At 38.2% G+C, this 12,458-nt stretch carries 11 protein-coding genes; 6 read left to right on the top strand and 5 right to left on the bottom strand.

Features of this window, described 5'->3' with window-relative positions; translation table 11 throughout:
* Positions 1-400 precede the first annotated feature (400 nt).
* Positions 401-1,078 carry a DUF4294 domain-containing protein gene (locus tag RM553_RS18785; RefSeq protein WP_432271479.1) on the bottom strand — a complete coding sequence of 226 codons (678 nt, stop codon included), beginning with the start codon at positions 1,076-1,078 and terminating at the stop codon, positions 401-403.
* Between the two features lie 110 nt (positions 1,079-1,188).
* Here RM553_RS18785 and RM553_RS18780 point away from each other — a divergent pair, with 110 nt between their 5' ends.
* The 4 genes from RM553_RS18780 (at position 1,189) to RM553_RS18765 (ending at position 6,156) form a co-directional block, all read left to right on the top strand.
* Positions 1,189-2,277, top strand: coding sequence for a M42 family metallopeptidase (locus tag RM553_RS18780; protein ID WP_311536505.1), 1,089 nt, complete (start codon positions 1,189-1,191; stop codon positions 2,275-2,277).
* A 138-nt stretch (positions 2,278-2,415) separates the two neighbouring features.
* The gene (locus RM553_RS18775) at positions 2,416-3,492 is read left to right on the top strand and encodes a DNA topoisomerase IB (protein WP_311536504.1); all 1,077 of its coding nucleotides are present in this window, start codon (positions 2,416-2,418) and stop codon (positions 3,490-3,492) included.
* Positions 3,493-3,562: 70 nt separating this feature from the next.
* The gene (locus RM553_RS18770) at positions 3,563-5,482 is read left to right on the top strand and encodes a DUF294 nucleotidyltransferase-like domain-containing protein (protein ID WP_311536503.1); all 1,920 of its coding nucleotides are present in this window, start codon (positions 3,563-3,565) and stop codon (positions 5,480-5,482) included.
* Positions 5,479-6,156: a 3'-5' exonuclease gene (locus RM553_RS18765; RefSeq protein ID WP_311536502.1), complete on the top strand. Its 678-nt coding sequence runs from the start codon at positions 5,479-5,481 to the stop codon at positions 6,154-6,156. Before RM553_RS18770 ends, RM553_RS18765 begins: the two co-directional genes overlap by 4 nt.
* A 44-nt stretch (positions 6,157-6,200) precedes the next feature.
* Here RM553_RS18765 and RM553_RS18760 read toward each other — a convergent pair whose 3' ends face one another.
* From RM553_RS18760 to RM553_RS18745, 4 genes are all read right to left on the bottom strand, one after another.
* Positions 6,201-6,866, bottom strand: coding sequence for a hypothetical protein (locus tag RM553_RS18760; protein WP_311536501.1), 666 nt, complete (start codon positions 6,864-6,866; stop codon positions 6,201-6,203).
* Positions 6,867-6,911: 45 nt separating this feature from the next.
* Positions 6,912-8,819 (bottom strand): acetate--CoA ligase, encoded by a 1,908-nt coding sequence (acs, locus tag RM553_RS18755; RefSeq protein ID WP_311536500.1) that lies wholly within the window; start codon positions 8,817-8,819, stop codon positions 6,912-6,914.
* Between the two features lie 214 nt (positions 8,820-9,033).
* Positions 9,034-9,981: a phosphoribosylaminoimidazolesuccinocarboxamide synthase gene (locus RM553_RS18750; RefSeq protein WP_311536499.1), complete on the bottom strand. Its 948-nt coding sequence runs from the start codon at positions 9,979-9,981 to the stop codon at positions 9,034-9,036.
* A 122-nt stretch (positions 9,982-10,103) separates the two neighbouring features.
* Entirely contained in the window at positions 10,104-11,057 is a 954-nt protein-coding gene (locus RM553_RS18745) for a PhoH family protein (protein WP_311536498.1), read from the bottom strand.
* Between the two features lie 235 nt (positions 11,058-11,292).
* Between RM553_RS18745 and RM553_RS18740 the strand changes: the two genes are divergently transcribed.
* Both RM553_RS18740 and RM553_RS18735 read left to right on the top strand, forming a co-directional pair.
* Entirely contained in the window at positions 11,293-12,126 is an 834-nt protein-coding gene (locus RM553_RS18740) for an SAM hydrolase/SAM-dependent halogenase family protein (RefSeq protein ID WP_311536497.1), read from the top strand.
* Positions 12,126-12,425, top strand: coding sequence for a putative quinol monooxygenase (locus RM553_RS18735; RefSeq protein WP_311536496.1), 300 nt, complete (start codon positions 12,126-12,128; stop codon positions 12,423-12,425). Before RM553_RS18740 ends, RM553_RS18735 begins: the two co-directional genes overlap by 1 nt.
* Positions 12,426-12,458: the final 33 nt, after the last annotated feature.

Genomic DNA, 12,458 nt, shown 5'->3' with positions numbered 1-12,458 from the left:
CTCCAAAAGCGAGTGCAAATATACAACGCTTTTTTCTTTCCCCGCAACTATTTTTTAAAGAAATTTTTAAACCTCTTTTTCTAAGTTTTCCTGCGCATTCTCCTACTCTCAATGAACTTCCCGGCCCCAAAACCCCCAAAGGGGAATGACGCCATTGTTGCCTTAGCCTTTTGCTTAAGCGGCTGCAAATATACACCCGTTTTTTAATTACACAAGACGATTTATAAGATAAAATATAAAAAATTATTTTCCGATTATCAAAAACCTGAAAATCAGAGGTTCTAAATTTTTATTTTTTTGGTGAAATTCTTATAAACAGAAAAGAATCTGTCTCTCAATTTTTTTACAACCTTCCCAAGGTAAACAAAAGAATTTTATTTCAGAAATAATTTCTAAAAAATCAGCTGTTTTTCTTCCCGTCGCTCCACTTATCAGTGAGCTCTATATATTTAAAATCCAACGCGGTGGCCTGTGGCTCCAATATATTGGACTGGAAAGACCGCTGCAAAATGTCTTCAATTAAATAATCTTCCTGATTGGATTCCGGGTGGTATTCTTCCTTTAGGGAAATTTCGAATAAGCTGGCCGTAGTATTGTACCAAAAAGCCCGCCAGCCGCTCTTCAGGTTCTTAATAAGATTAAAAGCGGTGGTTCCCGTTTGCCTATGGATTAGTTTTACTAAAATCTGGCCTTCCGTATGGGTTAACTTCTTCAGCTCTTCAGAAAACTGGTCTTCGATATAATCCTGGACAATTTTAGTATATCTTTTTCGGGCGCGTTTGGATTCGATTTCCTCTAAACGACTATTTAGCTCCACAAGCCTTTCAGAAGCCAGTTTTGCATAAGGATATACTTTTCTGGTTTTTCTCCTTAATATAAGGTAACGCCTTCTTTCAGCATTATCTTTAAATTTCAACTTTTTCAGCAAAACCACTTCATCAAGGTCTATGCTCATACGAGGCACCGTGTCTCCTTCAATAATCATATAAGTTGGCTGGACGGAATCATTTTCAACCTGCTGCTGAGCGTTAGATGGCGCAATCGCGAAAAACACTAATATGAATAGAAAATATCTCACTCTTTAAAGGTAAAATTTCACAAGGCTTTCTGCTAAAACCATTCCAAAATTAATCAATCTACAATTGCAAAGCGCTTTATTCTTATTAAATTCGTGGAAATTTAATTTTTATGAAATCTGAAAAAATACTGGATAAAGAATCGCTCGATTTTCTTGAAAAATATTTAAATAATGCCGCTCCCACGGGATATGAATCTGAAGGGCAGCGCATCTGGATGAATTACCTGGAGCCTTATGTAGATGAATTTATTACCGACACGTATGGAACTGCTGTTGGGGTAATAAATCCTGAAGCCGAATTTAAGGTGGTAATTGAAGGGCATGCCGATGAAATTTCGTGGTACGTTAATTATATTACCGACGATGGGCTGATTTATGTAATTAGGAATGGTGGAAGTGATCATCAAATCGCTGCTTCCAAAAGAGTAAATATCCACACCAAAAATGGAATCGTAAAAGGAGTTTTTGGCTGGCCCGCCATTCACACCCGCGACAAGGAAAAAGAACAGTCGCCTAAAATGGACAATATCTGCATAGATGTTGGTTGTTCAACAAAGGAAGAAGTGGAAAAACTGGGAGTACATGTGGGTTGTGTAATTACCTATCCTGACGAATTTTTTGTGCTTAATGAAGATAAATTTGTTTGCCGCGCCCTCGATAACCGTATTGGCGGGTTTATGGTAGCGCAGGTTGCACGCCTTCTGAAAGAGAACAAGAAGAAATTGCCTTTTGGTTTGTATGTCACCAATAGTGTACAGGAAGAAATTGGACTTCGTGGCGCTGAAATGATTACCCAAAGAATCAAACCCAATGTGGCTATTGTTACCGATGTTACACACGATACCACTACCCCTATGATCGAAAAGAAAACCAACGGACTCACAAAAATCGGGGACGGGCCGGTAATATCTTACGCGCCGGCTGTTCAGAATAAATTAAGGGAGCTATTAATAGAAACCGCCGAAGAAAAAAGCATTCCTTTCCAGAGAATGGCCAATTCCCGTTTTACAGGAACAGATACCGATGCTTTTGCCTACAGCAATGGCGGGGTGGCCTCTGCCCTTATCTCACTGCCTTTGCGGTACATGCATACCACGGTGGAAATGGTCCACAAAAACGATGTTGAAGGTGTTATTAATTTAATTTATGAAAGCGTGTTGAAGATAAAAGAAGGAGAAACCTTCAGTTATTTTGAATAAACCATAAACTATTCTTCTGAAAATTACCAGGCTCCTTTCCGTATTAATGGAAGGGAGTTTTTGTTTTTATTAATTCAACTTTCACAATATTTTATCAGCGGCCGCACGGTTTTCAGTTTATATTGTATAAAAAACCAAATGACGCTTTCTCCTGAAGAAGTAGATACCCTGATAAAAAATCCCATTGAAGCCATGAAAATGGCTAATTTAAAGTACGTGGCAGAACATCACCTTTCTATTAAAAGAAAAAAGGTGGGTCGGGGATTTGCCTATTATATGAAGGAAGAAAAAATTTCAGATAAAGAAACTCTCGAGAGATTAAAAAAACTGGTGATTCCACCAGCATGGACAAATGTGAGAATTACCCATTTAGAGAATGGACATCTGCAGGTGGTGGGCCGGGATGATAAACAGCGGAAACAATATATCTATCACCCACTTTGGTCAAAAATCAGGAACCAGACCAAGTTTTTTAAAATGGCTGCTTTTGGCAGGAAACTTCCCAAAATAAGAAAACAGATTGATGAAGATCTTGACCTGCCAGAAATGTCCAGGCGTAAAATTCTGGCACTCATCATAAGGCTTATGGAAGAAACGCATATAAGAATTGGCAATGATTATTATGCTAAAAATAACAAAACCTACGGCCTTTCCACGTTTCGTACCCGGCATGTGAAAACCTATAAACATGAAGTAAAGTTTGAATTTGTAGGAAAAAAAGGCAAAGAACACTCCATCAGCGTAAAAGATAAGCAACTCATAAAGTTGATAAACCAGTGTGAAGAAATTCCAGGCTGGGAACTTTTCAAGTTTTATGATGAAAACGGACACAAACAAGCCATTGACAGCGGGATGATAAATGATTATATCCACGAGCTAAGCGGCGACATGTTCTCAGCAAAAGACTTCAGAACATGGTCTGCCACCAAAATCTTTTTTGAAACTTTAAAAGAAATAGGCTACGCGCCTGAAGAAAAAGAAAACAAGAAAAATATTATCACTGCTTACGATGCGGCGGCTTCGGGCCTTGGCAACACCCGTTCTGTTTGCAGGAGTTATTACGTACATCCAAAAATAGTGGAAGATTACGAATCTGGTAATATTGTTCCCTACTTCAAAAAAGTAAAAGAAGACGATCAAAAGAATTACACCAGCCTTTCTAGTACCGAAAAAGTAATTCTTAAGATGATCGAAGATTATGAAATTGAAATTTAGAAAGCACCTTCCTTCACTTTCGATTTTATCATTTATATATTCTTCAAAGCTTTTTCAATAAATTAGCTTCATGAAGAACACCATTGCAGCAAGAATAGCAGATTTTTTAAAAGATTTCCCTCCTTTTTCCCTTATCGATGAAATTCAGCTATTGAATATTTCAAAGGAAGTCAGGGTAGTTTACTTTGAAAAAAACAAATCCGTTTTCAGCAAGGGCGAAAAGGGGCATGAGCAGTTTTATATTGTTAATAAAGGAGCGGTAGACCTCCAGCGTGTAAAAGAAAACGGAGAAAGCGAAACCATAGACAAATGTGATGAAGGGGATATTTTTGGGCTGAGGCCGCTTTTTGCCAAAGAAAATTACCTCATTAATGCAGAAACTGAAGAGGAAACTATTCTTTATGCTGTTCCTATTTCTGTTTTTAAGCCTATTGCTGAAGCTAATATTAAGGTTGGGAATTTTTTACTGGAGAGTTTCGCTTCCAATACAAGAAATCCTTATTCCACAGAACATAAAGGTAAACTGATTTCAGACACTCCTGAAGAATTGCAGGCAGATAATATGTTTGAACTGCAGTCTGTTCCTGTAGTGAAAAAAATAATTACCACAGGCCCGGGAACCACCATCAGGAATGCGGCTGAACTAATGAGTAAAAAAAGAATTGGTTCAATAGTCATAGTAAAAGATGAATTGCCGCTGGGAATTGTGACCGATGTGGATTTTAGAAAAACGGTGGCCACCGGTAAACTAGGCATAGACACTCCAGTTGAAGAAATTATGACCTCCCCGGTTATTTGCTACTCGAAACAGCTTACCATCGCCCAGGCGCAGCTTACCATGATGAAGCATAACATCAACCATATTTGTATCACAAAAGACGGTACGCCAAATACGAAAGTTAAAGGTATTGTTTCTGAACATGATATTATGGTTTCCCAGGGCAACAATCCTTCTGTACTTATGAAGGCGATTAACCGGGCCGGCAGCACAAAAAAATTGAAAAAAATACGAAACAAAATAATGCTCCTGCTCAAGGGATACCTGAATCAAAACATACCTCTTACGCACATTTCCAAAATTATTTTTGAATTAAATGATGCCACAATAAAACGTATTATAACCCGCTGTATTCAGAAAATGAATACTCCTCCCCCGGTGCAATTTGCGTGGCTTTCCCTTGGAAGCCAGGGCAGGAAAGAACAGTTATTGCATACAGACCAGGATAATGCGCTTATTTTTGATGATGTTCCTGAAGATAAACTTGAAGATACGCGGGAATATTTTCTTCAACTCGCAAAAAAGGTCACAAAAAGGCTTGGAATTATTGGTTATGAATTTTGCCCTGCTGAGATGATGGCCAGAAATCCAAAATATTGCCTGAGTTATTCTGAATGGAAAGCAAAGTTTTCCGATTGGATTGTAGAACCAGGAGCAGATGAAATATTGCTATGTTCGATTTTTTTTGATTATGATATTTCATACGGCGATGTAAGGCTTTCCAACGGGCTGGCAGATCATATTTATCAGGAAATAGCAGATTATAAAAAATTCCTGAACATTTTGGCGTCAAGCGCGCTTAGAAATCCTACCCCACTGGGTTTTTTCCGGCAGTTCCTGGTAGAGCGGGATGGTGAAAACAGGGATTTCTTTAACATTAAGAAAAGAGCCATTACCCCACTTACAGACGCCGGGAGGGTATTAAGTCTTTCATACAATGTGAAAAATATTAGTAATACTGCTGAACGTTTTGAGAAATTAGCCCAGTTGGAACCACAAAATAAGGAGCTGTATCTAAACTGCTCCTATTCTTCAAAAGCATTGCTAAAATTCAGGACCAGGCATGGGATTAAAAATAAAGACAGCGGCAGATTTATAAACCTGGGAGACCTAACCAAAGAAGAAAAAATAAAGCTGAAAAGATGTTTTAAGAGCATAAAAGAAGTACAGGATCTTATTAAAATCAAATTTGAAATCTCCCCGTATTTATGATTTTTGATTGGCTTAAGAAGAGGAAAGAAGATCCTGAAAATTCACCTGAGTTCTGGAAGGCGTATTTAAAAAATTTTGAAGAAAAATTACCTGAAGAAATTTCAGACGTACGCTTTGTGGTGCTGGATACTGAAACTACCGGCTTTAGTTATGACAATGACCGAATGTTGTGCATTGGTGCCGTGAGTGTATGCAATAATAAAATTGATATGGGCGATAATTTTGAAGTCTATATCAAGCAGGAAAGGTTTGACCCGGAAAGTGTAAAGATTCATGGAATAATCAGAAATGAAAAAATCTCAACCTTAACCGAAGAAGAAGCTGTTAAGCAATTTTTGAAATATATCGAAAATTCCATATTGGTCGCCCATCACGCCAGTTTTGACATTACCATGATCAACAGGGCATTGAAACGTCTTGAAGTGCCAAAACTAAAAAACAAGGTACTGGATACGGAAGTGCTTTACCGCCGTACAAAAATCCTGTCGAACCTGATAGACAGGAACAAAAGGTATTCCCTGGATGATATTGCCGAGGCCTATACCATTGATGTGACTGACAGGCACACAGCAGCGGGTGATGCTTTTATAACCGCCATTGCTTTCCTAAAAATCCTTGGCCGTCTAAAACAAAAGGAAAAATTAACTCCTGCCGGTCTTGTTAAAATTAAGTAAGCATAAAAACACGCTGCAATTTGCGAAAACTATTTATTCTAAAGTTAAGATGCAGTAGATTCGTAATATTTCAACATTTCAATAACGTCTTTAACATCTTTAATTTTATGGCTTTTAAAATATTCCTCCATTGCCGAAGAGGTGAAGAACTTTTTGAGATCCTTTTCTTTTAGCCTTGTTTCCCGGTAGAAGTTATTATCTAATGCAATATAATACACCATTTCTACATCAATATCTGTAGGCCTGTCTTTATCATAACCGGTTTTAGCCTTCTGGGCAGGAATGATATCTAATTTTGGAACGCCAATAAAGTCAGATTTTTCACCTTTGTAGTAACGGGCAAAAAAAGATTCCTTATTTCCATTATCTGTTTGAATATTATCGATAAAGTAGGTATACCCCGGAAGTTCATAAGTAATATTTGTTTTCTTGGGAAGTACATAGGACTCTTCATCCTGCTCCTGAAGTTTTATCAGCACTACATCTTCAATAGCGTTGTATCGCATTAGAGCCCCCATGGTCCTACCCTGCTCATCATGTATAATTCCTCTTTGAAAATCTTCTTCCATATAAGGAGAACCTGTATAATTTTCTGGTTCCTTTTCTCTGGTAAACACTACCATTCCTCTGTCACTGGAAAAGGGAATAGTAACCTGGGCTAAAAATACAGCTGGCATAAGGAAGATAAATGCTAAAAGGACTTTTTTCATAATTCAAAAATTGGTTCTAATACTATTATACAAAATTATGAAGCATTAAAAGGAGTTAGATATTATTTCATCCACCACCTCAGGGTTTAATAATGTTGAAGTATCGCCTAAATTTGAAGTATCGTTAGATGCTATCTTTCTCAGGATCCGCCTCATAATCTTACCGCTTCGGGTTTTTGGAAGTCCGCTTACAAATTGTATTTTTTCAGGCTTGGCTATTGGCCCAATTTTATCAGCGATCTGCTGATTGATCTCTTTTCGTAAATTATCCTGGTTTCGTGATTCCCCTGTTTCCTTCAGAATAACAAAACCGTATAAGGCATTTCCTTTTACTTCATGTGGAAATCCAACAATGGCAGATTCTGCCACCGCGGGATGTTCATTTATGGCATCTTCAATTGGCGCGGTTCCAAGATTGTGGCCCGAAACAATAATCACATCATCCACTCTCCCGGTAATCCTGTAGTAACCAACTTCATCGCGCATTGCCCCGTCCCCCGTAAAATATTTATTTTCATAAGCTGAAAAATAGGTGTCTTTATACCGCTGGTGATTTCCATAAATAGTCCGTGCCATAGAAGGCCAGGGAAATTTTATACATAAACGCCCGTCTACCTGATTGCCTTTTAATTCTTTTCCTTCCGCATCCATTAGTGCAGGTTGAATCCCGGGAAAAGGTAAAGTAGCGTAAGTAGGTTTGGAAGGGGTAACATAAGGAATTGGAGAAATCATTATTCCACCTGTTTCCGTTTGCCACCAGGTATCTACTATAGGGCTTTTCTTCTTCCCTATATTATCATTGTACCAGTGCCAGGCTTCTTCATTAATAGGTTCTCCTACAGAACCTAAAACCTTTAAGGACGAAAGGTCATACTTTTCTACAAATTCAAGCTTTCTCTTTGCAAGCGATCTTATGGCAGTAGGAGCCGTGTAGAACTGATTGACCTTATGCTTTTCGACCACCTCCCAAAAACGACCATAATCAGGATAAGAAGGAATACCTTCAAACATTACCGTAGTTGCCCCGTTGGCCAGGGGTCCATATAATATATAGGAGTGTCCTGTAATCCACCCAATATCCGCAGTACACCAGTACACATCATTTTCTTTATACTGAAAGATGTTTTTGAATGTATATGCGGTGTAAACCATATATCCCGCGGTGGTATGCAGCATTCCCTTTGGAGTACCGGTTGAGCCTGAAGTATAGAGAATAAAAAGCGGGTCTTCGGCATCCATTATTTCCGGCTCACATTCTTCTGAAGCCTCCTCCAACAAAGGCTGCAGCCATTTGTCCCGGCCTTCTTTCATATTAATATCAGAACCAATTCGTTTTGCAACAAGAACGGTTTCTACATTTGGGCAATCCTCCAAAGCCTTGTCTACAATCCCTTTAAGATCGATGGTTTTTTCCCCACGGAAAGAACCGTCAGAAGTTATGAGCATTTTACAGTCGGCATCATTAGTTCTTGTGGCCAGTGCGCTTGCTGAAAAACCGGCAAAAACAACAGAATGAATGGCTCCAATTTTAGCGCATGCGAGCATGGCCACAGAAAGCTCAGGAATCATGGGCAGGTAGATACAAACCCGGTCTCCTTTTTCTATTCCATTTTGTTTTAAAACATTGGCAAATTTATTTACCCTTTCATGAAGCTCTTTGTACGAAATATGTAATGCATCTTCTTTTGGATCATTAGGTTCCCAAATAATCGCGGTTTTATCCCCGTGAGTAAGCAGGTGCCTGTCAATACAATTTTCAGTAATATTTAATTTCGCATTTTCAAACCATTTTATTTCAGGTTTAGTAAAATCCCAACTCAGCACATTATCCCATTTTTTTCTCCAGGTAAAATGCTCTTCAGCTACTTCCTCCCAAAAATTCTCGGGTTCACGTACAGATTTTCTATATACCTGGAAATATTCTTCTAAATTTTTAATGCTGTAATTACTCATAATATTTAAGAAAAGTTGGTTTGAATTAATAACTGCTTCGGAAGAAAACAAAGCCCGAAAACCGGCTTTTTACCGAATTCATAATAACGCACATAAATCTATTGAAATTTCATTAAAATTCCAGTATAATTTTATGTTTTATACCAGGCCAAAACATATAAAAGCGACATGGAATTCCACATCGCTTTGTAAATAATTATGGTTTTAATATTTGTTATTTTAAATACTCCAGCACGTTTTGCTCTATCCGTTGCTGAATGTTTGAAACATCGGCCTTCTTAAATTCCTCTCCGGTAATTTTTTCATAAAGCTCAATGTATCTTTCTGAAACTGAAGCAATATACTCATCACTCATTTCCGGCACTTTTTGTCCTTCCAATCCCTGAAAGTTATTCTGTATTAGCCATTGCCTTACAAATTCTTTGGAAAGCTGCTTTTGCGGTTCTCCCTTTTCCTGCCGCTCTTCGTAACCTTCTTTGTAAAAATAACGTGAAGAATCTGGCGTGTGGATCTCGTCAATCAGGACAATTTTTCCATCTTCGGTTTTGCCAAATTCATATTTGGTATCCACTAAAATCAATCCTCTTTCCGCAGCAATTTCAGAACCTCTTTTAAATAATTTTCTGGTGTAATCTTCAAGAGTAATATAGTCTTCTTCAGAAACAATACCTCTTTTCAGAATATCTTCGCGGGAAATATCTTCATCATGATCCCCCTGCTCGGCCTTGGTTGCGGGGGTAATTACAGGAGAAGGAAATTTGTCATTTTCCTTCATTCCTTCGGGCATGGCAACACCACACAATTGTCTTTTTCCCGCTTTGTATTCCCTTGCCGCGTGACCGGAAAGATAGCCGCGAATCACCATTTCTACCTTAAAAGGTTCACATTTTCTCCCAACGGCCACGTTGGGATCCGGGGTCGCTTCAAGCCAATTGGGTACAAGGTCCTCAGTATCATTCATCATCTTTGTGGCAATCTGGTTAAGGATCTGGCCTTTGTAAGGAATTCCTTTTGGCATTACCACATCAAAAGCCGAAAGCCTGTCACTGGCAATCATCACCAGGCGGCTATCTTCAAGCGCATATACATCCCGCACTTTACCCTTATAAACCGATTGCTGACCGGGAAAATTGAAATTTGTTTCTGTAATGGTATTGTTCATCAATAAAAATTCTTGCAGTTCTTAAGTTAATAACTTGATTTTTTATGGAAAGCCGGAAAAATTATTTTTCACCAATTTTAAAGCTGATATTGGAAGATTTTTCCAGATAACTTTAATTCATTCTACTCGGTATGTTCAATTTCTTTGTAAGCAGCAATTACTTTTTTCACTAATCGGTGCCTTATCACATCTTTATCATCCAGGTAAATCATTCCAATTCCTTTTACATCTTTTAGCACCAACAAAGCCTCTTTTAATCCGGAAATTACCCTTCGCGGTAAATCTATCTGCCCGGGATCGCCGGTAATCATGAATTTGGCATTTTTACCCATCCGTGTCAGGAACATTTTCATTTGGGCATGAGTGGTATTTTGCGCTTCATCTAAAATCACAAAAGCATTGTCTAAAGTTCTCCCCCGCATAAACGCCAGGGGTGCAATTTGAATAATTCCTTTCTCAATAAAGGTTTCCAGCTTTTCATGTGGAATCATATCCCGCAAGCCATCATACAGCGGCTGCATATATGGGTCCAGCTTTTCTTTTAGGTCTCCTGGAAGAAAACCAAGGTTTTCCCCTGCCTCCACTGCGGGGCGGGTAAGGATAATCCTTTTTACCTGTTTTTCCTTTAATGCTTTAACCGCAAGTGCCACCCCGGTATAGGTTTTACCAGTACCCGCAGGGCCAATGGCAAAGACCATATCATTTTTTCGGGTAAGCTCCACCAGCTTTCGCTGGTTGGCGGTTTGTGCACGTATCAGTTTTCCACTAACCCCATGCACAAGTACTTCCCCACTGGCTTCAGAGGTATGGTAATCTTCTCGGCTATTACTGGTAAGCACACGCTCTATGGCATTTTCATCAAGTTTATTGAACTTTCCAAAATGGTCCATAAGCATGGTGAAACGCCTGTCAAATTCCTCAAGCATTTCTTCATCTCCAAAAACCTTTATTTTACTGCCTCTTGCAACAATTTTTAACTTGGGGAAATACTTCTTAAGAAGTTCTATATGCTCGTTTTGCTGACCAAAAAATTCGCGGGGATTAATTTCCGAAAGTTCTATTACAAGTTCGTTCAAAAGGCTATTGTTTTATGTTAATATGAAGTACTCTTATTTTCAAAATAAATTCCTGTTTTTTTGATTATCATCGGGTTATGCCAAAGTTGATTTTTTCACAGGTTTTTACTTGTTAAAGATGTTTTATTTTTGGTCAATTTCCAACTGATTTCTCAAAATAAAATTATCTTCGCCTACTATACAAACTTAGGCAAAAAAACCCGTTAGAACTTAAAAAATATATCAACAATCATTTATGGCCATCATCACTTTAACTACCGATTTTGGAGAGAAAGATTATTTTGCAGGAGCGGTTAAAGGAGCTATTCACAGCGAATTAGATGAAGTTAAAATTGTTGATATCTCGCATTCTGTTTCTCCTTTTCATATCAGCGAGGCAGCATACATTATAAAAAATGCCTACAAGAGCTTTCCAAAAGGCAGCATTCATATTATAGGAATAGATTCAGAATTAACCCCGGAAAATAAACATCTTGCTGTTTACCTGGACGAACATTATTTTATTTGTGCCAATAACGGGATTCTTTCCTTGCTCGCTTCAGAAATTAAACCCGAAAAAATTGTGGAGATCAATATTCACGACAGGGTAGAAACCAATTTTCCTGTACTGGACGTTTTTGTAAAAGTTGCCTGCCATCTTGCCCGCGGCGGTACCCTGGAAGTAATTGGTAAAAATATTAGTGAAATCAAATATCTTAAACAGTTTGAGCCGCTGGTAAATTCAGAAAAAAACCAAATTATTGGCCATGTGCTTTATATTGATAACTACGGAAATGTGGTGACCAATATTTCCCGTAAACTTTTTGAAAATGTTGGGAAAGGCAGGGAATTTGTAATGAGTGCAAGAATGGTAAATTTTCCTGAAATTTTTGAAACCTACAGTGACGCTATTAATTTTGAGGTTGAAAAAGATAAACGAGGAGAAGAAGATGGCAAAAAACTTGCAATTTTCAATTCCGCAGGATATATAGAACTGGCTATTTACAAAAGCAACCCCCATACCGTGGGCAGTGCCTCTACCCTATTTGGACTGGACCTTTTGGATACCATCACTATAAAATTTGAATAATGCTGGTAAGAATTGTAAAAATGGGCTTTGCTCCTGAAAATATTAAAACTTTCCTTAACAATTTTGAAGAAAATAAACTCAGAATTCGTGGTTTTGAAGGTTGCGAATTTTTGGAATTATATCGTGGAAAAGACAATTCCAACCAGTTTTTCACGTATAGTTATTGGAAAGACGAAGCTGCTTTGGAAAATTACCGGCATTCAGATTTATTTAAAAATGTATGGGCAAAAACCAAAATTTTGTTCAATGAAAAACCGGAAGCCTGGAGTGTGGATAAAATTTGGGGAAGTGAGAAGTGAGAAGTGAGAAGTGAGAAGTGAGAAGTGAGAAGT

The sequence above is a fragment of the Autumnicola tepida genome (assembly GCF_031846485.1).
GTDB classification, from domain to species: Bacteria; Bacteroidota; Bacteroidia; order Flavobacteriales; family Flavobacteriaceae; genus Autumnicola; species Autumnicola tepida.
The sequence above is the reverse complement of the archived record's forward strand: the minus strand, read 5'-3'. Positions and strand labels throughout refer to the sequence as shown.

Excerpts from the sequence above, each read along its gene's own strand:
- RM553_RS18780 (WP_311536505.1), top strand. The coding sequence starts at position 1,189 with ATGAAATCTGAAAAAATACTGGATAAAGAATCGCTCGATTTTCTTGAA.
- RM553_RS18775 (WP_311536504.1), top strand. The coding sequence starts at position 2,416 with ATGACGCTTTCTCCTGAAGAAGTAGATACCCTGATAAAAAATCCCATT.
- RM553_RS18770 (WP_311536503.1), top strand. The coding sequence starts at position 3,563 with ATGAAGAACACCATTGCAGCAAGAATAGCAGATTTTTTAAAAGATTTC.
- RM553_RS18765 (WP_311536502.1), top strand. The coding sequence starts at position 5,479 with ATGATTTTTGATTGGCTTAAGAAGAGGAAAGAAGATCCTGAAAATTCA.
- RM553_RS18760 (WP_311536501.1), bottom strand. The coding sequence starts at position 6,866 with ATGAAAAAAGTCCTTTTAGCATTTATCTTCCTTATGCCAGCTGTATTT.
- acs (WP_311536500.1), bottom strand. The coding sequence starts at position 8,819 with ATGAGTAATTACAGCATTAAAAATTTAGAAGAATATTTCCAGGTATAT.
- RM553_RS18750 (WP_311536499.1), bottom strand. The coding sequence starts at position 9,981 with ATGAACAATACCATTACAGAAACAAATTTCAATTTTCCCGGTCAGCAA.
- RM553_RS18740 (WP_311536497.1), top strand. The coding sequence starts at position 11,293 with ATGGCCATCATCACTTTAACTACCGATTTTGGAGAGAAAGATTATTTT.
- RM553_RS18735 (WP_311536496.1), top strand. The coding sequence starts at position 12,126 with ATGCTGGTAAGAATTGTAAAAATGGGCTTTGCTCCTGAAAATATTAAA.